A 20,205-nucleotide genomic window follows, 5' to 3' on the forward strand; every position below is an offset into this window, starting at 1 on the left:
GTGGACGAAGCGGGACGCGCTTCGGCGTGGCGGCGGCGGTGCCCCGGGCGTTCATCCGGTTATCTCCTTCGCTCGTGTAGCCTTGCCGGACCCTCACCGTGCGAACACCGATCATGATTGAAGGCATCGTCACGCCACAACCCGGCCTGAAGGTCTACCCACCCGATGCCGAACTCGCGCATCACCTGCATCCGCGCGGTCGAACTGGCCGTTCGGCGGACTCGGCCGGCCGGATTCGCGGCGATATGCTGGGGTTTTCCGCTGTTCGCCCGCCACCATGTCCGCTCGCTTTGTCGATCTCAGTCATGTCCTGCCGTACGAGACGACGTACTTCGACGATCGGCTGACGATCGATCGAAGCGACCTGGATATCTCCGCACTGCTGGGCGTTGACCGTCACGTTTCCGACGAATTGCTGGTCTCGTTATGCGGCGCGCCGGCCGGATCGGACGTTCAGACCTATCTCGACAGTGCCGGCAAATTGACATTCGCCGTCACCCACTCCACGTTGATCCGATCGGAAAACCGGATATCAGTATTCCGAACTGCTGATACGCAGGTGCTCGAACTCCGTGCAATCGATCTGGCCGACGGCGCGGTCGCCGGACTCGGCGCGGCAATGCTCTGGAGAATCGTTCGGGCGTGTGATACGTTGGGCATCACCCGGATCAGCGCTTTGGCGATGGGTGGCCGAAAAGCACCGCCGGAACCCGGCGGGCCCCGGCTCCATGGATATTACGCGTGGCCGAGGTTCGGTTTCGATGCGCCCATTCCCGGCGCGCATGCAGACGAAGCAGCCCTGTTCCAGTATTTCCAGGGATATCCGGTCGGGTTGGCCGATGGCTCGCTTCGATCCCTGCGCACACTCTATGCGACCCGGGTCGGGCGAGACTTCTGGCGAGTCGCCGGGTCACATCGGTGGGTGACATTCAACGTTGCGCCGCATGGTGCATCCGTGCTGACACTGCGGGATTACTTGATCGAGAAGGGGATTTACGAATGACAGAAAAGCACCGCCCAATCGCCGGATTCCGGATCGTGCGACCGTCGGTGGCGCGCAGCCGTATGAGCGGAAATCGTCTCGTCTGGCCCGCGGAAATGCGGCGACTCCTCGAAGCATTCCTCACGAACGAACTCCGTCGCAGTCTCGCGCGCACGTCCGCCGCCGAGCCGGCCGCACAATCGACCCGCGAGCCGACGCCCCCGCTGCCGAGAAAAGTCTTCAACGTGGGACGCATCGATCCGTCGAAGTGCACGTTGCCCATCATCTCGGAAGCCGAAGCCAAAGCCATCGGGGGCCGGGAAACGTTCATGCATTTCGGCCTGGATCCCGATCTGTACTCCGCAACTTGTGACACTCTCTGACAGATCGAGATGGGAGGATCGCCGTGCGAACGATCGACGAACATCGTCGTCGTGATCGATACCGCATTGCGATCCGGAGGCCCTCTCCTCGCCTCTCCCCTACCCCCGCCTCACCGCCTGCTCCCGCAACCACGCGGCAAACGCGATCACATGCTCGACCGCGACGCTCTCCGGCTCGACATCGAGCCAATAGCCGAACGGCCCGATCGGCTGCACCGGCGACAGCCGCACGAGGCTGCCTTCGCCGATCTCCTCCTCGATCATGTTCAGGTCGACGACCGCGAGCCCCGCCCCCTTGCGCGCCGCGCGGATCGCCTGTTCGAGCGTCGAGAACTCGATGCCGTCACCGATCCGCGCGACCGGCACGCCCGCCTGCTCGCACCAGTCGGCCCACAGCATCAGGCGCTTGCCTTCGTGCAACACATGCAGCGACGGCAGCCGGCCGAGCAGCACGTCGAGCGCGTCGCCGCGATAGCGCGGCGCACCGACGAGCGCATGCCGCTCCATCATCAGCAGTTCCGATTGCATCCCGGGCCGCGCCGCGCGCCCGAAGCGGATGTGGCAATGACAATCGTCGGCCGGCTCCGTGCGGATCGACAGCTCGACGTCGGGCAGCGCCTCCGCGAGCGTGCCGAGCCGCGGCGAAAACCACTGCGTGGCAAACGTCGGCGGCAGCGACACCGTCAGGCGCCGCTTCGCGCCCGGCCGCGCGGCGGCGACTTCGCCGACGCCGCGCTCGATCGTGTCGAACGCCTGCCCGATGAACGGCAGCAACCGCTGGCCGGCATCGGTCAGGCGCACGCCCTTGTGATCGCGCTCGAACAGGCGCGCGCCGAGCGCTTCCTCGAGCAGCCGGATCTGCCGGCTCACCGCGCCCTGCGTCACGCACAGCGAGACCGCCGCGCGATTGAAGCTCAGGTGACGCGCGGTCTCCTCGAAAAATCGCAGCGCGATCAACGATGGCAGGCGTCGCATGATGTGTATTCCTCTCGTTCGTTCTGTTGCCGGCCGGCACCGCCGGCCATCGTGCGGGCAGCTTTATCGCAGAAAAGCGCGCCGGCCGTCACACCGTGAAAACCCCAAGGCCCGGCCCGCCACTGCATCACGCGTCGCCCCGTCCCGCCTACAATAACCATCCCGCACCCGACACGACACCGCCCCGTGAGACGCAAGATGCCGGCGCTGAATGCGCTGAAAGCCTTCGAGATGGCCGGCCGCACCGGCAGCTTCACGCGCGCGGCCGAACTGCTCAACGTCACGCAGAGCGCGGTGAGCCGCCAGGTCCGCCAACTCGAAGGCCAGCTCGGCGAAACCCTGCTCGAGCGCCGCCATCACCAGCTCGAACTCACGGCGGCCGGTCGCGTGCTGCTGCGCGCACTGCAGCAGTCGTTCGACAAGATCGAGCTGACCGTGCGCAGCCTGCAGGAAAAAACCCACCTGAACCGCCTGCGCGCGAACGTGCCGCCGACCTTCGCCGCGCGCTGGCTGATGCCGCGTCTCGGCCGGCTGCGCGATGCGCATCCCGAATTCGAACTGAGCCTCACGACCCGCATCCACGACAGCCTCGGCGAATCGCGCGTGCTCGACTGCGCGATCCGGTTCGGCGACGGCGAATGGGACGGCTTCGACAACGCGCTGCTGATGCAGGAGCAGCATATCGCCGTCTGCGCGCCCGCGCTGTATGCGCGGCTGCGCCAGGAGGGCGCGCCGATCGACCTGAACCGCTTCACGCTGCTGCACGTGCTCGCGACCGACGACCAGCGCTACCTGACCTGGCAACACTGGCTGAAGGCAGCCGGCATCGCCGACGTCGACACGCGCGGCGGCTACGAATTCGACCTGCTCGACCATGCGATCCGCGCGGCGATCGACGGCCTCGGGATCACGATCGCCGACCGCCACATGGTCGCGCGCGAACTCGCGACCGGGCAACTGATGCAGGTGCTCAACGTCCACGTCGACGGCCACCAGTCGTACTGGTTCGTCACGCGACCCGAGCAGACGAACCTGCCCCACATCGTGCAGTTTCGCGACTGGCTGCAGCAGGAAGTGTGGCTCGCGAAGCGCCACCTCGAACCGTCGTCGCCGCTTCCGCAGGTGCCTCTGGCGTAGCGCGCGCTCCGCCCCGGCCGGCACCCGCGGGCGACACCTTGGCGCCTTCCGCGCCCGCCCGCATTCGGACCAGTCGGAAAACGCGGCCTGACCACCGCCCGCGCCGCGTCCCGCCACCGCCGCACCCGCCTTGCCGGACGGGCGATTCCGGTCGATTCGCCGAGTAACGTGCGTTTTTCTCATGCTCGGCGCGAAAATAAGTCGTTTGTCGTGCGCTAAACGCATGAAGAGAATGGCCTCTATCCCGTTACGCGCGTGTCGCCACTCGAAGCGATCCGCCCGCATCCATCGGAGGAGTCACTTCATGCGCACCGAACGCAACTATGTGAACGGCCGTTTCGCCGTCCCGGAAAACGACGCGTTCATCGTCGTCCACAATCCCGCCACCGAAGCGCCGTTCGCGCGCGTACCGGCCGCGACGCCGGCCGACGCGCTCGCCGCCGTCGATGCCGCGGCGGCCGCGCAGAAGGCGTGGCGCAAGCTGCCGAGCGCCGAGCGCGCCACCTACCTGCACCGCTTCGCCGACGCGCTGACCGCGCGCGCGCCGGAGATCGGCGCGGCGCTCGCGCAGGAATCCGGCAAGAGCGTCGAGGATGCGTCGAACGAAGCCGTCTACGCCGGCCAGATCACGCGCTACCACGCCGAGTGGGCACGCCGGATCGAGGGCGAGATCATCCCGAGCGACACGCCCGACGAGAACCTGTTCCTGCAGCGCGAGCCGATCGGCGTCGTCGCGTGCCTGATCCCGTTCAACTATCCCGTCTACACGCTGCTGCGCAAGGTCGCGCCCGCGCTGATCGCCGGCAACACCGTGGTCGTGCGCCCGAGCAACCACACGCCGGTGTCCGCGTTCGAGATCGCGAAGGCCGCCGACGATGCGGGTTTCCCGCCCGGCGTCGTCAATATCCTGACGATGGACCACGCGACGGCCGAGGCGCTGTGCACGCATCCGGCGGTCGGGATGATCACGCTGACGGGCAGCGTGAACGCCGGCCGCAAGGTGCTCGACTACTGCAAGGCGAACATCGCGAAACCGTCGCTCGAACTCGGCGGCAAGACGCCCGCGATCATCGAGCCCGACGCCGACCTCGAACGCGCGGCCGCCGCGCTCGTCGCATCGAAGACGACCCATTGCGGCCAGCTGTGCACGGCCATCGAACGCGTGTACGTGCACGACAGCGTGCACGACCGCTTCGTCGCGCTGCTCAAGGAAAAGATGGGCGCCGTCCGCAGCGGCAACCGCGCGGCCGATCCGTCGAACATGGGCCCGCTCGTCAGCGCGTCGGCCCGCGCGCACATCCACGGGATGGTCGAACGCGCGATCGCGGCAGGCGCGACGCTCGAAACCGGCGGCGCGATCCCCGACGGCCCCGGCTTCTTCTACCCGGCCACGCTGCTGACGAACTGCCGGCAGGACATGGAGATCGTGCAGGAGGAAACCTTCGGCCCGATCATGCCCGTGCTGCGCTACTCGACGATCGACGAGGCCATCGGCTTCGCGAACGACCATCAGTTCGGGCTGTCGTCGGTGCTCTACACCGAGCACTACCGCACCGCGATGACCGTCGCGAACGCGATCGAGGCGGGCGAGCTGTACGTGAACCGCACGCCGGCCGATCCGTACCAGGGCTTCCACGCCGGCTGGAAGCGCTCGGGCCTCGGCGGCGACGACGGCAAGCACGGAATGCTCGAATTCACGCAGACGCGCCTCGTCGTCATGAAGTACTGACGCCGCGCCGACGCTCCGTTTCCGGCGCGCGCATCCCGACACCACGCCGCGCGCGCCGCCCCTGATCCGATCGAACACAAAACAAATCTGCAGACTCCGCCTGAAGGAAGTCTGATGGAGGAAGACATCATGCCGACCCAACCGTCGACGCCCGCCGCGTCGCTCGCGTTGCACGACAAAACGCACGCGTCGTCCGACTCGCGCGCGCAACGCTACCTGCAACTGCTGCTGCTCGTGATCGCCGCGGGCGCGATCTACCCGATGCTGTACCTGCGGCAGGTGTACCAGCCGACGATGCTGCAGTTCTTCCGTATCGACGACGTGCAGCTCGGCTACCTGTATTCGTCGCTCGGCACGATCTTTCTCATCAGTTACCTGCCGAGCGGCTGGCTCGCCGACCGCCTGTCGCCGCGCTGGCTGATCTGCTTCTCGCTGCTGGCGACGGGCGCGCTCGGGCTCGTCTATGCGACCGGGCCGTCGTTCAACCTGCTCGTGCTGATCTTCGGCGGCTGGGGGCTGACCACCGGCCTCACGTTCTGGGCGGCCGTGATCAAGCGCGTGAACATGATCGCGGGCCCCGACGAACAGGGCCGCTTCTTCGGGCTGCTCGACGGCGGCCGCGGGCTCGTCGAGGCGCTGCTCGCGACGATCGCGATCACGCTGTTCGCGTACGTGACGCAAGCGCGCGGCGGCACCGATGCGGCCGGCTTCAAGCTCGTCGTGCACCTGTATGCGTTCTTCTGCATCGCGCTCGGCGTGCTGCTTGCGCTGGTGAAGGATCCGTCCCGCGCGAACGATCGCGCGGCGGCCACGCAGCGCCGCAAAGGCAGCGTGCTGACCGACCTGAAGACGCTCGCGTCGATTCCCGAGCTGTGGCTCGTCGCGGCGATCGTGTTCTGCGGCTACCAGGTGTTCTGGGCGACCTACAGCTTCTCCGCATACCTGCACGAAGGCAATTTCGGGCTCAGCGCGACGGCGGCCGGCTTCATCACGACGCTCAAGCTGTGGATGCGTCCCGTCGGCGGCATCGGCGGCGGCTTCCTCGGCGACCGCGTGTCGAAGGTATCCGTGCTGTTCTGGGCACTCGTGCTCGCCGCGCTGTCGCTCGTCGGGCTGATCGCCGCGCCGCCGCACAGCCCGCAGGCGATGCTCGTCGTGCTCGTGCTGTTCATCGGCATCCTCACCTATGCGATCCGCGGCCTGTACTGGTCGCTGCTCGACGACTGCAAGGTGCCCACGCATTGCGCGGGCCTCGCGATCGGCCTGATCTCGGTGCTCGGTTATTCGCCCGACGTGTTCGTGCCGCTGATCAACGGCTACGTGACGCAGACCTACCCGGGCGCGCACGGCTACCAGCTCTATTTCGGCTATATCGCGGCCATCGCGCTCTGCGGCGCGGGCGCCGCCGCGTTCCTCAAAGTCCGCCTCAACCGCCTCAAGGAGTCCGCATGAAGATCGTTTCGCTCGAAACCCACATCGTCGCCGTGCCGCCGCCGCATATCGGCGGGATGTACTGGATCTTCGTGAAGCTGAAGACCGACGACGGCATCGAAGGCGTCGGCGAGATCTACTCGGCGACGTTCCATCCGAAGGCGATGGGCCCGATCATCGACGACGTGTTCGACCGCTACCTGTTGAACCACGACCCGCACCACGTCGAGCGGCTGTTCCGCCAGACCTATTCGAGCGGCTTCACGCAGCGGCCCGACCTCACGATGATGGGCGTCGTCAGCGGCCTCGAAATGGCGTGCTGGGACATCATCGGCAAGGCCGCCGGCAAGCCCGTGTACGAACTGCTCGGCGGCAGGATCCACGAGCGGCTGCGCTCGTACACGTATCTGTACCCGAAGAACGCGAAGGGCGAATACGACTACGACGATCCCGACCTCGCGGCCGAATGCGCGGCGGAGAACGTGAAGCTCGGCTTCACGGCCGTCAAGTTCGATCCGGCCGGCCCGTACACGGCGTACTCGGGCCACCAGCTGTCGCTCGAAGTGCTCGACCGTTGCGAGCTGTTCTGCCGCCGCGTGCGCGAGGCCGTCGGCAGCAAGGCCGACCTGCTGTTCGGCACGCACGGGCAGATGGTGCCGTCGTCGGCGATCCGGCTCGCGAAGCGGCTCGAAAAATACGATCCGCTGTGGTTCGAGGAACCCGTGCCGCCGGGCCAGGAAGAAGCGATCGCCGCAGTCGCGAAGCACACGTCGATTCCGATCGCGACCGGCGAGCGCCTGACGACCAAGTATGAATTCCACAAGCTGTTGCAGGCAGGCGGCGCGTCGATCCTGCAGTTGAACGTCGCGCGCGTGGGCGGCCTGCTCGAAGCGAAGAAGATCGCGACGCTCGCGGAAGTGCACTACGCGCAGATCGCGCCGCACCTGTACAACGGGCCGGTGGGCGCGGCCGCGAGCATCCAGCTCGCGACCTGCACGCCGAACTTCCTGATCCAGGAAAGCATCATGACGTGGGGCGGGTTCCATTCGGAGGTCGTGAAGACGCCGATTCGCTGGGAAGACGGCTACATCATCCCGTCGAACGAGCCGGGCCTCGGCATCGAGCTCGACATGGACGTCGTGAAGCGGCACACGCCCTATACCGGCGAACGGCTGCACCTGCAGATGGGCGAGAAGCCCGTCGACGTGAAGGATCTCGCCCCCGCGAAGGGCTGACCAGGAACAACGCGACCATGACTTACGACTACATCATCGTCGGCGCGGGCTCGGCCGGCTGCATCCTCGCGAACCGCCTCAGCGAATCGGGCCGGCATTCGGTGCTGCTGCTCGAAGCGGGCGAGCGCGACGCGTCGTTCTGGTTCAAGGTGCCGGTCGGTTTCACGAAGACCTACTACAACCGCCGCTACAACTGGATGTATTACAGCGAGCCCGAAGCACAGCTCGCCGATCGCAAGCTGTACTGCCCGCGCGGCAAGGTGGTCGGCGGGTCGGGCTCGATCAACGCGATGGTCTACGTACGCGGCCAGCGCAGCGACTACGACGACTGGGCCCATGCCGGCAATCCGGGCTGGGCGTACGACGACGTGCTGCCGTACTTCCGCAAGCTCGAAACCCACGCGGCCGGCGCGACCGATCCGCAGCATCACGGCGCGACGGGGCCGATCCACATCACGTCGATGAAGGCCGACGTGCATCCGATCGTCCACGAATTCCTGAAAGGCTGCGCGCAGCTGAACCTACCGCGCACCGACGATTTCAACGGCGCGCAGTTCGAAGGCGCGGGCATCTACGACCTGAACACGAAGAACGGCGAACGCTGTTCGAGCAGCTTCGCGTACCTGCGGCCCGCACTGGGCCGTGCGAACCTCACGCTGCGCTCGGGCGTGCTCGTGCGGCGCGTGACGTTCGACGGCACGCGCGCGACCGGCGTGGTCGTTGCGGGCGAGCACGGCGACGAAACGCTCGTCGCCGCGCGCGAGGTGATCCTCGCGGCCGGCGCGGTCGATACGCCGAAGCTGCTGCAATTGTCGGGCGTCGGCGATCCGGCACTGCTCGCGCGCGAGCGCGTGCCGCTCGTGCATGCGTTGCCGGCGGTCGGCCGCAACCTGCAGGACCACCTGTGCGTGAGCTTCTACTTCAAGGCGAACCGGCCGACGCTGAACGACGAGATGGGCACGCTGCTCGGCAAGATGAAGATCGGGCTGCGCTACCTGCTGACGAAGCGCGGCCCGCTCGCGATGAGCGTGAACCAGGCCGGCGGCTTCTTCCGCGGCGCGGCCGACACGCAGGAGCCGAACCTCCAGCTCTACTTCAACCCGCTGTCGTACCGGATTCCGAAGAGCGACCGCGCGAGCATCAAGCCCGAGCCGTATTCGGGTTTCCTGATCGCGTTCAACCCGTGCCGGCCGACGAGTCGCGGCACGATCGAGATCGCGTCGAACCGCGCGGAAGACGCCGCGAAGATCCGCATCAACGCGCTCACCACGCAGAAGGATCTCGACGAAGCCGTGCAGGGCAGCAAGGTGATCCGTGCGCTGATGCGCGCGCCGGCGCTGAAGTCGATGACCGTCGAGGAAATCTCGCCGGGGCCGCAGGTCGACTCGGACGAAGCGATGCTGCAGTATTTCCGCGAACAATCGGGTTCGATCTACCACCTGTGCGGATCGTGCGCGATGGGGCCCGATGCGGCGACGTCGGTCGTCGATGCATCGCTGCGCGTGCACGGGCTGCAGGCGCTGCGGATCGTCGATGCGTCGGTGTTCCCGAACATCACGTCGGGCAACATCAACGCGCCGACGATGATGGTCGCGGAGAAAGGCGCGGATCTGATCCTGGCGGATGCACAACGCGCAGAAACCGCCGGCGCGCGAATGCCCACCCGCGAATCCGTCCCGCACTGACGCGACGGCCCGACGCTCGCGCGAACCGCTTCCCGCGGAATCGACGCGCGTCGCGGCGGGAAGGGAACGCAAGATTTCCACGCGATCGCGTCTCCGGCGACGGCGGCCGGCCCCGTGCATCGTCTGGTCGGAACCATGCCCGCCGGTACACGGGAAAACACCCCCATGAACATGCCGCTCGGCCCGTGCGCACAGGCTCGAAACGTGCATTCGGTTTGACGGAAGTCCCCGCGAAACAGGTGTCGCCGTGTCGTTCGGCCGGCGGGACGCGACGTCGCGGGGACGTTGTGCACACGACAAACCAGTGTCGGCGCGCGGCCTCGCTGCCGAAGTTTCATTGCGTTCGATCACGCACATCGATGCCGCCAGAGAGACATCCTCTGGCTTGCGGGCGATGTGACGCGCGTTCAGCGCACGCGTGACGTGACGCGAAGCGAAGCGATCCGGGGCAACGCGCGCGCCGGCCGGCCGTCGGCGTGCATCGGGGAGAGAACCGCGGGCCCGATCGTGGAGGCGCACCGTGAAGCGCATGCCATTTCGCTGCATCCATGCCATCAGCTATGCAAGCGTGCTGCTCTTTCAGGCCGAAACGCAGGCCCAGTCGCTGGACGCCCAGTCGACGCAGGAGAACATTTCCGCACTGCGCCAGGAAGTCGATCACCATCAGCAGGAGCTGAACGTGCTCAAGCGCAGGCTGGCCGACGAAGAAGCCAGTCTCTCGCGCCTGAGCCGGGCGCTGGACAACCGGGAGCTCGCGGCCCGGCGCGGCGCGGGCCCCGGCGATGCCAGCGGCCCCGGCGACGCAGCGCCGCAGGCCGATACCGGCGCCCCGGGCGGCACGGCAGGCAATGCCCCCGGCAACGTGCAGTCCGCGGCCGGGCCCGCGGCGCCGCCGAGCCAGCCGGTCGGCCAGGCGCCGGTGCCGGACACCGCGCCGCCGCCCGTCGCGCCGATCTTCGATCAGCCCGGCGTGCTGACGCCGAAGCACAAGTTCGTCGTCGAGCCGTCGCTCCAGTTCAGCTATTCGTCGTCGGACCGCGTCGCACTCGTCGGCTACACGATCATCCCGGCGCTGCTGATCGGCCTGGTCGACGTGCGGGAAGTCAAGACCACCACGCTGACGGGCGCGGTCGCGGTGCGCTACGGGATCACCAACCGGATGGAAGTCGAAGTCCGTGTCCCCTATGTGTACTCGACGAACGACACGATCAGCCGCGAGATCTTCACCGGTACCGCCCAGGACAACGCGTTCAACAGCCACGGCAAGGGCCTCGGCGACGTCGAAATGACGCTGCGCTACCAGTTCAATACCGGCGGCCCCGACAAGTTCTATTACATCGGCTGGCTGCGCTTCAAGACCGCCACCGGCAAGAGCCCGTTCGACGTCGTCACCGACTGCGTCACGCGCTGCGTCGGCAATGCCACCGGCACCGGCCTGCCGCTCGAGCAGCCGACGGGCTCCGGCTTCTACGCGATCCAGCCGGGCCTCACGTGGCTCTTTCCGTCCGACCCGGTGGTGTTCTTCGGCAACTTCAGCTATCTGCACAGCTTCAGCCGCGACAATCTCAGCCTCACGATTCTCGATGGGCAAAAGGACTTCGTCGGCAAAGTGCAGCCCGGCGACATCTGGGGGTTCAATATCGGCATGGGCCTCGCGCTGAACGAGAAAGCGTCGGTGAGCCTCGGCTACGACCAGAGCATCGTGCTGCCCACGAAACAGAACGGCCAGACGGTGCCCAGCTCGGTGCGCGTGATCCTCGGCACGCTGCTCGTCGGTTACTCGTACCGGCTGTCGCCGAAGACCACGCTGAATCTTTCGATCGGCGCCGGCCTCACGCGCGACACGCCGGACGTGACCATGACCCTGCGCGTGCCGTTTGCGTTCTGATCGCCGGACGGCACCGACGGCGGGCCGCGCGACGCACACCGGCCCCGGCGTGCCGCTGCCCGCTCATCAGCCATTCATCGTCCCGGCAACACGCCGAGCAACGCATTGTTCAGCGTCGACATCACGTTCAGGTTCTTGAACATCGACAGTGTGTTGACTGTCGTGTTGATCGTCGTCATCGCCTGGATTTGCTGGTTGTTCAACGTGTTCTGGATCACCGCGCCGGTCAGCGCCGGCAGCGCGGCGGGCTGCGCGGTGTTGCCGGCGCCGACCTGGATCAGTCCGCCCGCATTTGCGGCCGCCAGCGCCTGCGCCTGTTGCGCCGTGATATGACTGATGTCCGGGATGTTGAAGCTGGTCGACGCGACCAGATTGCCGTTCACGAACGCGACACGCGACACGCCGAACGAAACCTTCAGGCCGCTCGGCATATCGAAGCCGCCGCGCATCGCATCGAGGCGCGCGTCGCTGAGCGCGATCGCACCGGTTGCCGGCCAGTTCCGTTCTTGCACGCCGCCCGGTTCCGAGGCCGGCGGCCCGGCCGCGCACGCCGTCATCGCGAGCGGCGCGGCACACAGGCCCGGCGCCCCCCCGGCCCGCGACTCCGCGGGCGCCGTATCGGCGCCCGCGTTCGTGCCGGATGCCGGCACGACACCGCTCGTCTGCGCGACAGGCTCGACGGTCGCGGACGGCACGCCGTCCTGCATCGCTGCCGCACTCACGGACGTCACCCCGCCGCACACCATCGCGGCGATGCCGGCGATCTTCCTGGTCTCGGATCTCATGACGGTCCTCAAAAGTCGCTCGGGCCATGCTTCGGCATCACGACGTTGTACAGGCCGTCGCGGGCGATGCCGGTGTAGAGCGGCGCGCTTGGCGCGACGCGCCAGTCACGCGGGTCGTTGAACACCGCCAGCTCGGGCCGGTTGTGAATCACGAAAATCACATGGTCTTCCCACTTCTGCTCGAAACTCGCCAGCGACATCGGCCGCGTGCCGGTGGCCGGATCGCCGACGAGCACACGCCCGTCACGCAGCCCCTTCACGACCACGAAATGGTGATAACCGTGCTCGGTGATCAACACGATCGCCGGCGTGTGCGTCTTGGCGAGCGTCTGCAACGGCAGTTCGTAGCCATCCGCGACGAAGCCGTGCGCGTCGAGAAAACGCCGGATGTCGAGCAGCGAGAAGCCCTGCCGGCGGATCTTCTCCTGATTGCCGTTCTCCCACATCTGGGCGAAGGCGGTCTGCTCGGTCACCGGGTAGTCGTACTGATAAGTCAGCAGCGTCGCGACGGCAGCCGACCCGCAGCTGAAATCGAACTGCTGCTTGACGGTGCGCTTGAAGCGCGCTTCCTTGAGACTCGTGACGTGCATCGCATAGCCGGCGCCCGCCGGATCGACGACCGTCATCTCGTCCGCCCGTGCAACCGGGCCGGATAGCATGTACGCGAGCGCCGCGATGCACGCTGCGGCAACCTGTCTCATCGCTCAGTTCCCGAAGCGCACGTTGAGCACCGTCGCGTTCTGAATCAGCACGTTGGCGCCGGTATTCTGGATGACCGTCGGCAGACCGCTCGAGTTGGCGAACGAGCCGTCGGCGATCGAATTCGAGCCGGTCGACACCCGGTTCGCCACGTTGTCGGTCACCGCGCCAGTCAGATAGTTCTGGCCGATCAGCGCATCGCCTCCCCGATGCTCGTCGAGCTGGTCGGGCGTCATCGCGACGCCGAAGCTGCCCGCTTGCGCGGTCGCGGCGCCGGTCGCAGGGGGTGCGACGGCCTCGGCCGGAGCGGCCTGATCCGCGCGCGCGGTGGGTGGGGAAGGTGCGGCTGCCGGCGCCACGCCGGCGGCTGCCTCCACCGCGACGGTTCGTGCCCCGTCATCCGCGGCATGGGCCGTCAGGCCCGGCAGCAGCGCCGCAGGCAATATCACCAGCGAAAGTGCCGTTCGGATTCGCATGGCTGTCTCCTTGGTCCCTGCACGAGTCGGCTCGAACCCGGCGCACAGGGAGCGGAATCCGCGTGACCGTCGATCGACGGAAATCAGCCCGGCCTGCGCCAACGGGAGCGAGACGGCCATTCAGCCATCCCGCCCTCGCCGGCAGTCCTTCCGTCCGGCGATGGAACGCAAGCCGCGGGATCGCATGCGCCCGCGTCCATGCATTCGACTCGCCAGGACCAACCGGCCTTCTAACGTCCTACGGTCAGGTTCGCCTGCACGGTCACGGCCTGCTGAATGAGCGACGCCATGCCGCTGTTCTGGTTGGCGACCATGATGCCCGCCGCGGTCTGGCCGACGCTCGTCATCGCGTTGGACATGTTGAACGTCCCCGCGTCGACCGTATTGACTCCGCCTGCGCCACCCGCGCCGCCGACCGCACCGTTACCGGTGCCGCCTGCGCCGATGCCGCCTGCGCCGCCCGCGCCGCCCATCGCGCCCACCGCGCCGCTACCCGCGGTTGCGCTGCCGTTGCTGGCCGTCGTCGTCGCGCCGCCGTTCGTCGCGCTGCCGCCCGTGCCTGCGCCGCCTGCAGCGCCGTTGCCCGCAACGGCCGCGCCCGAGCCGCCTGCTCCGCCCGAAGACGTGCCTGCGCCACCCATGCCCGAGCCCGATCCGCCCGAAGCGGTCGACGTACCCGCCGACCCTGCGCCGCCTGAGCCGCTACCCGTACCACTGCCGGTCCCCGTGCCGGTGCCGGTGCCGCTGCCGGCCGATGCCGACGCGCTTCCGCTGCCATGATTCCTGGCCCACGCGGAACCAGGATTGGCGGTGCCGGTACCGCCGCCCCAGCCTGTGCCGCTGCCCGTGCCGTCGCCGCCTACGCCGACCGAAGCCGCGACTGCGCCGCCGCCCTTGCCGGACCCGTAGCCGCCGCTCGCCGTGGCGGAGCCGCCTGTCCCGCCATTGGCCACGGATGAACCGCCGTTGCCGCCCTTGCCGGCATTTCCGGTGCCGGCCGTTGCGCTGCCATTGCTGGCGTTGCCCGCCGTGGCGCTGCCGTTATGCGCGCTGCCGCCCTTGCCACCGTCGCCGCCCGCGCCGCCGCCGCCGCCGTTACCGCCCGTGCCACCATAGCCATACCCGTTGCCGCCCTTGCCGCCGCCTCCGCCGGCCGCGCTGCCCGAGTTCGACGCATGGTTGCCGATGCCCCAGACCTGGACGTTGCTGACGTAGCCGTCGAGCTTGCTGAGCGCGACGACCTTGGTGCTGTTGTACGAGTCCTGATAGACACTCGCACCGGGCGAAACTTCATTCGCATTGGACCCGGTGGTGCTGGTCTGGCTTGAGTTGACGGTGTTGGTGAGAGTGTTCGATCCGTCATCGGCTTTCTGGCTGCATGTCGAACTGGTATCGCTGCTGCATGGATTCGCTATCGCGTAGCCGCTGCATCCCAAGGCGAGAAACGCAGCGGACGCCAATAAAGTTTTACGCATGAAATCCTCCTGAAGTAACGAGGAACGGTTGGCCGACCGCACCAATCCGGACGACACCACGCATCGGCGATGCCAATCCTGCATGCGGCATGAACACAAAGCGACCGTTGGATTCTTCACGCGACGTGGCCTGACTGCCCGATCCCGGCACGCGGTTTATGTTTCAAGCCTGAAACGCGTGGATCGGCATGGCGCCGGGACATCCGCGATATGCGGATGGATTTCCCCTTTGCATTCATACACTTGCCTGACATTCCGAACGCAGGCCCTGCAAGTGCGGAATGTTTCACTTTTGAGCCTGTCGCGTCTGGCGCATCCGGGTATGCCCATAGCGCCGAGTATTCGATCCCGATCGCAAACGCAAGCCCGGCAAGGACGCTCGCCGAATTCGTTCCGCCAAGGCGTCAAAAGTCCGCATGGAACGCCATTCAGAAATGTTTCGACTGTGATAGGTCGCTTTTTCTTCGAATTCTGTCCGCGCCGAGCGTCGGCGCGCGCGGGCCGGGTTATCGGCCGGAACGAGGATTCCAGCCGGCAGGCGCGCTGGAATGGCGACGCAAATCCCGCTGCGGTGCACCGCACGGAACCCGCGGGCTGCCCGAGGCTCAATCATGTGCGGGTGCCCGCCGGCTGCCGCTCAAAACGCAGGCGGGACACCCCGTGCTTCGCTGGCCGTTCTCGCGCCGGCTCAGTTCACGCTCGACCGCTTCTCCACGAACCTGCGCACGTAATCGTCGGCGGGACGCGACAGGATGTCGTCCGGCGTCCCGACCTGCACGAGCGTGCCGTCGCGCAGGATCGCGATCCGGTCGCCGATGCGCAATGCCTCGTCGAGATCGTGCGTGATGAACACGATCGTCTTGGAAAGCGTCGCCTGCAGTTCGAGCAGCTGATCCTGCATCTCGGTGCGGATCAGCGGATCGAGCGCCGAAAACGCCTCGTCCATCAGCAGTACGTCGGTATCCGCGGCCAGCGCCCGCGCGAGGCCGACGCGCTGCCGCATCCCGCCCGACAGCTCGTCCGGGTAATGATCGCCGTAGCCGTCGAGCCCGACCTTCGTCAGCCAGTTGCGCGCCGCTTCGGCCGCGTCGTGCCGCTTCTCGCCGCGCGTGCGCAGCGCATACGCCGCGTTGTCGAGCACGGTCTGGTGCGGCAGCAGCCCGAAGTTCTGGAACACCATGCTGACCTTGAAGCGGCGCAGCTCGCGCAGCCCGTGCGCATCGAGCTTGATCACGTCGCTGCCGTCGATCACGATCTCGCCGGCCGTCGGCTCGATCAGCCGGTTGAAGTGCCGCACGAGCGTCGATTTCCCGGAACCTGACAGCCCCATGATCACGAAGATCTCGCCCGACTCGATGCCGAGGCTCACGTCGTTGAGCCCGACGTTGCAGCCCGTTTCGGCCAGCACGTCGGCCTTGCGCTTGCCGGAGCGCAGCAGGTCGAGCACGCGCGCATGCGCGGCCTGCGGCCCGAACAGCTTGTACACGTGTTTGACGTCGATGGTCGCCATGTCTGTCTCCGTTCCTATGCGCGCGACGATTGCGTCGCCTGATTCGAATCGACGCCCGCCGACTGCGCCTTGCGCGGCAGCCGGTACGGCACGCGCGACGCGCCCTTCTGCCGGCGCTGCTGCGCAAGCCGCCGCCGTGCGCGCCGTTCCTGGCCGAAGCCCTGGCTGATCCGGTCGATCACGATCGCGAGGATCACGATCGCGAGGCCGGCCTGCGTGCCCTTGCCGACGTCGAGCGTCTGGATGCCCGCGAGCACGTCCTCGCCGAGCCCGCGCGAGCCGATCATCGACGCGATCACGACCATCGACAGCGCCATCATCGTCGTCTGGTTGATGCCGGCCATGATGCTCGGCCGCGCGAGCGGCAACTGCACGTTGACGAGCAATTGCCAGCGCGTCGTGCCGAACGCGCGCGCGGCTTCCGTCACGTCCGGATCGACCTGGCGGATGCCGAGATCGGTCAGGCGGATCAGCGGCGGCAGCGCATAGATGATCGTCGCGAGGATCGCGGGCACCTTGCCGAGGCCGAACAGCATCAGCACCGGGATCAGGTACACGAAACTCGGCAGCGTCTGCATCACGTCGAGCACGGGCAGCAGCATCCGCCGCAGCCACGCGCTACGCGAGGCAAGGATGCCGACCGGCACGCCGATCGCGACCGACAGCACCGTCGAGACGAGCATCAGCGCGAGCGTCTGCATCAGCTTGTCCCACAGGCCGAAGCAGCCGATCGCGTAAAGCAGCAGCATGAAGAGCGCGCCGAGGCCGATGCGGCGCGTCGCATTCCACGCGATCGCGCCGACGACCAGCAGCACGAGCCACGGCGGCGCGACACGCAGCGCGCCTTCGAGCGGCACGAGCAGGTAGCGCAACACGAGCACGCTGAAGTGATGGAAGCTGTCGCCGTATTGCGCGACGAAAGTCTCGAGCGCGCTGTTCACCCAGTCGGCGATCGACAGGTGCAGAAAGAAGCCGTTCATGTTGATTCTCCGTCGCGCCGCGAAGGCGCGTGACGGCGACGGCGGGCACGAACCCGCCGCCGCGCGCAGGTTACGCGCCCTTCAGGCTGCCGGCGATCTTCTGCGCGACGTCGGCCGGCACCCACTGCTTCCACATGTCCTGGCGGGTCTTCAGGAACTGCGTGGCCATGGCCGCGCCGTCGATCTTCTTGGTCGTCATCTCGAGGATCGTCTGGTTCAGGAAGTCCATCGGAAAACGCACCTTGCCGAACACGCCGACGAGATCGGGGTTCGCATCGGCGAACGGCTTCGACACGCCGACCGTCAGCCGCGACACCATGTACGACGACGCGCACTGGTGCGTGCTGCTCTCGTCGCGCAGCGTCTTCCAGCATGCTTCGTTATAGGCCGGCATCTTCAGCGCCGCGAACTTGTATTTCGCCATCAGCGCGGCCGGGCCCCAGTAATAGAACACGATCGGCGCGCCGCGCTGGTACGCGGACGCGATCGCCGCGTCGAGCGCCGCACCCGTGCCCGGATGAAAGTTCGTGTACGACTGGTCGAGCTTCAGCACCTTCAGCAGGCGCGTGTTCACACGCTCGCAGTCCCAGCCGGTCGGGCAGTTCAGGAAGCGGCCCTTGTCCGGTTCCTCCTCGTCGGCGAACACCTGCTTGTACTTCGGCAGATCGTCGACCGACACGAGCCCCGGCGCGACCGGCTTGATGTTGCGCGCCGGATCGCCCTTCACCACGTATTCGGGCACGAACCAGCCTTCCGTCGTGCCGCCCGGCAGCGTGTCGCCGATCAGCTTCACGGCGCCCGACGCGACGGCCTTCGCGGTGATCTCGCTGCGGCCCGTCCATTGCTCGGCCCAGATCTGCAGGTCGTTGCGCGCGAGCGCCGTTTCCGTCGCGGCCGTGCTGCCCGGCACGACGTCCGTCTTGCAGCCGTAGCCCTTCTCCATGATCTGCCGCAGCACCTCGGTCGCGAACGACCCGCTCTCCCACGTGATGCCCGCGAAATGGACCGTCTTGCCGTCGGCACACGCGCCGCCGGCCGCATGGGCGGCGGGCGCGGACAGGATCGCCGCGGCGGCGAGAAGGACCGTTTTCAGTCGTCGAATCTGCATGGTGGGTCGTCTCCAAATCGAATCTGTAGTTTGTGCGTCGCGGCATGCGCGGCGACCGGCGAATCGCGAATCCATCCACGTCCGGTCAGTCTGCATGTTTGAGCCGCCAATTTGTTTAGGGAAACGAGTAATTCCGATCATTGCAATCGGCAGCGCCAATCGATCGCCGGATGCCCCGTCAGGCCCGCCGGACGGGCGTTTCGGCCGATTTTACGAGGCCGCGCACGGCTCGGAGCGAGCTGTGCCGCGACCCCGCCCGGCAATTTGTTAGGCCAACTTGGAACCGCCGCGCCACACGCGCCGTTTCGACTGTCGAAACCGCCCGTCGCGCCCCCATCGGCGAACCCGATCCCATCCATCGAAATTACTCGCTTTCGATTCCTTTCCGGGTTGGGAAGAATGCGCGGAGTCATCGGAGGAGACACGACCCGACGCTGCCGGTCGCCGCGCCGCCGCGCATTGCGCGTTTCCGGCGCCGCGCGCGCTGCGTCGGATCGCCCCGGATGACGGGGCGCGCCTCGCCGGACGCGCTCACGACAACCGATACAAGCTGGATATCCCGGAGATCTCAATGAAAAAGACCCTGACGGCGCTGGCCGTAACGACCGCCTTCGCGTCCCCCGCGTTCGCGCAAAGCAGCGTCACGCTGTACGGCGTGATCGACGAAGGCCTGAACTACACGAACAACGTCGGCACCGGCCACGTCTACGAGATGGCAAGCGGCTACGCGCAAGGCAGCCGCTGGGGCCTGAAGGGCAGCGAGGATCTCGGCGGCGGCATGAAGGCGATTTTCCAGCTCGAGAACGGCTTCGACGTGAACACCGGCCGGCTCAACCAGGGCGGCCGCATGTTCGGCCGCCAGGCCTACGTCGGCCTGAGCCAGGCGCAGTACGGCACGCTGACGTTCGGCCGCCAGTACGACTCGGTCGTCGACTATCTCGCGCCGACCACCGCCAACGGCAACTGGGGCGGCTACCTGCTCGCGCACCCGTTCGACAACGACAACACCGACAACTCGTTCCGCCTCGACAACACCGTCAAGTACGCGAGCCCGAACTTCGGCGGCTTCCAGTTCGGCGGCGCCTACAGCTTCAGCAACAGCACGAACTTCTCGGACAACCGCGCGTACAGCTTCGGCGCGCAGTACCAGAACAACGGGCTGCTGATCGGCGCCGCATACCTGCAGGCAAACCATCCGGGCGATGGCTCGGCCGGCGCGATCACCGCGAACGACGCGAGCTTCATCGCCGAGCGTATGCGCGTGTTCGGCGCGGGCATCAACTACACGTTCGGGCCCGCGACGGTCGGCTTCGCGTACACGAACTCGAACTACAAGAACCCGACCGGCAACGGCTACCTCGGCACGCCGGGCGCGATCATCGCGCCGGGAGCGACGGTCAGCGCGATCAAGTATCAGAACTTCGAACTGAACGGTTCGTACCAGATCACCCCGGCGTTCATGGTCGGCGCGCAGTACGTGCTGTCGCTCGAGAAGTACGACGCATCGACCGGCGACGCGAAGCCGAAGATCCATTCGGTCGGGCTGATGGCCGACTACAACCTGTCGAAGCGCACCGACGTGTACGTGCAGGCTGCGTATCAGCACATCGCCGGCGACAAGACGAACTCGATCCTCGACCAGGCGTTCATCCCCGGCACCGACGCGCCGTCGTCGACGTCGAATCAGGTGGCCGTGCGTCTCGCGCTGCGCCACAAGTTCTGACGCC

Annotated in this window: 17 protein-coding genes; 9 read left to right on the plus strand and 8 right to left on the minus strand. The window is 67.0% G+C overall.

Features of this window, described 5'->3' with window-relative positions; translation table 11 throughout:
* The first annotated feature begins 277 nt into the window (after window positions 1-277).
* Window positions 278-1,003 carry a hypothetical protein gene (locus tag VL15_RS27340; protein WP_048249787.1) on the plus strand — a complete coding sequence of 242 codons (726 nt, stop codon included), beginning with the start codon at window positions 278-280 and terminating at the stop codon, window positions 1,001-1,003.
* Entirely contained in the window at window positions 1,000-1,365 is a 366-nt protein-coding gene (locus VL15_RS27345; protein ID WP_048249788.1) for a hypothetical protein, read from the plus strand. Before VL15_RS27340 ends, VL15_RS27345 begins: the two co-directional genes overlap by 4 nt.
* A 99-nt stretch (window positions 1,366-1,464) precedes the next feature.
* Here the strand turns inward: VL15_RS27345 and VL15_RS27350 are convergent, their stop codons facing one another.
* Window positions 1,465-2,340, minus strand: a complete 876-nt coding sequence (locus tag VL15_RS27350; RefSeq protein ID WP_048249790.1) for a LysR substrate-binding domain-containing protein — start codon at window positions 2,338-2,340, stop codon at window positions 1,465-1,467.
* Window positions 2,341-2,538: 198 nt separating this feature from the next.
* Here VL15_RS27350 and VL15_RS27355 point away from each other — a divergent pair, with 198 nt between their 5' ends.
* From VL15_RS27355 to VL15_RS27380, 6 genes are all read left to right on the plus strand, one after another.
* Entirely contained in the window at window positions 2,539-3,477 is a 939-nt protein-coding gene (locus VL15_RS27355; RefSeq protein ID WP_047901832.1) for a LysR substrate-binding domain-containing protein, read from the plus strand.
* A gap of 304 nt (window positions 3,478-3,781) precedes the next feature.
* Window positions 3,782-5,206, plus strand: a complete 1,425-nt coding sequence (aldA, locus tag VL15_RS27360) for an aldehyde dehydrogenase (protein ID WP_048249791.1) — start codon at window positions 3,782-3,784, stop codon at window positions 5,204-5,206.
* A gap of 129 nt (window positions 5,207-5,335) precedes the next feature.
* Window positions 5,336-6,658, plus strand: coding sequence for an MFS transporter (locus tag VL15_RS27365; RefSeq protein WP_230684528.1), 1,323 nt, complete (start codon window positions 5,336-5,338; stop codon window positions 6,656-6,658).
* Window positions 6,655-7,872, plus strand: coding sequence for a mandelate racemase/muconate lactonizing enzyme family protein (locus VL15_RS27370; RefSeq protein ID WP_048249792.1), 1,218 nt, complete (start codon window positions 6,655-6,657; stop codon window positions 7,870-7,872). The genes VL15_RS27365 and VL15_RS27370 overlap by 4 nt, the downstream gene beginning before the upstream one ends.
* Window positions 7,873-7,889: 17 nt before the next feature.
* A complete protein-coding gene (locus VL15_RS27375; protein WP_048249793.1) occupies window positions 7,890-9,557 on the plus strand; it encodes a GMC family oxidoreductase in 1,668 nt (555 codons plus the stop codon).
* Window positions 9,558-10,077: 520 nt separating this feature from the next.
* Window positions 10,078-11,445, plus strand: a complete 1,368-nt coding sequence (locus tag VL15_RS27380; protein ID WP_048249794.1) for an acetate kinase — start codon at window positions 10,078-10,080, stop codon at window positions 11,443-11,445.
* A 74-nt stretch (window positions 11,446-11,519) separates the two neighbouring features.
* Here the strand turns inward: VL15_RS27380 and VL15_RS27385 are convergent, their stop codons facing one another.
* The 7 genes from VL15_RS27385 to VL15_RS27415 form a co-directional block, all read right to left on the minus strand.
* Entirely contained in the window at window positions 11,520-12,230 is a 711-nt protein-coding gene (locus VL15_RS27385) for a hypothetical protein (protein WP_053077707.1), read from the minus strand.
* An 8-nt stretch (window positions 12,231-12,238) separates the two neighbouring features.
* Window positions 12,239-12,931: a C39 family peptidase gene (locus VL15_RS27390; protein ID WP_048249795.1), complete on the minus strand. Its 693-nt coding sequence runs from the start codon at window positions 12,929-12,931 to the stop codon at window positions 12,239-12,241.
* 3 nt (window positions 12,932-12,934) lie between these two features.
* On the minus strand, window positions 12,935-13,525 hold the full coding sequence (locus VL15_RS43260) for a hypothetical protein (RefSeq protein WP_230684529.1): 591 nt from the start codon (window positions 13,523-13,525) through the stop codon (window positions 12,935-12,937).
* Window positions 13,526-13,635: 110 nt separating this feature from the next.
* Window positions 13,636-14,880, minus strand: coding sequence for a hypothetical protein (locus VL15_RS27400; RefSeq protein WP_048249797.1), 1,245 nt, complete (start codon window positions 14,878-14,880; stop codon window positions 13,636-13,638).
* Between the two features lie 688 nt (window positions 14,881-15,568).
* Window positions 15,569-16,390, minus strand: coding sequence for a quaternary amine ABC transporter ATP-binding protein (locus tag VL15_RS27405; protein ID WP_053077708.1), 822 nt, complete (start codon window positions 16,388-16,390; stop codon window positions 15,569-15,571).
* 14 nt (window positions 16,391-16,404) lie between these two features.
* On the minus strand, window positions 16,405-17,370 hold the full coding sequence (locus VL15_RS27410) for an ABC transporter permease (protein WP_048249798.1): 966 nt from the start codon (window positions 17,368-17,370) through the stop codon (window positions 16,405-16,407).
* A gap of 70 nt (window positions 17,371-17,440) precedes the next feature.
* Entirely contained in the window at window positions 17,441-18,478 is a 1,038-nt protein-coding gene (locus VL15_RS27415; RefSeq protein ID WP_048249799.1) for an ABC transporter substrate-binding protein, read from the minus strand.
* A gap of 571 nt (window positions 18,479-19,049) precedes the next feature.
* Between VL15_RS27415 and VL15_RS27420 the strand changes: the two genes are divergently transcribed.
* Complete coding sequence (locus VL15_RS27420) at window positions 19,050-20,201, plus strand: porin (RefSeq protein ID WP_048249800.1); 1,152 nt, start codon at window positions 19,050-19,052, stop codon at window positions 20,199-20,201.
* Window positions 20,202-20,205: the final 4 nt, after the last annotated feature.

It is taken from the genome of Burkholderia cepacia, assembly GCF_001039005.1.
GTDB classification, from domain to species: Bacteria; Pseudomonadota; Gammaproteobacteria; order Burkholderiales; family Burkholderiaceae; genus Burkholderia; species Burkholderia theae.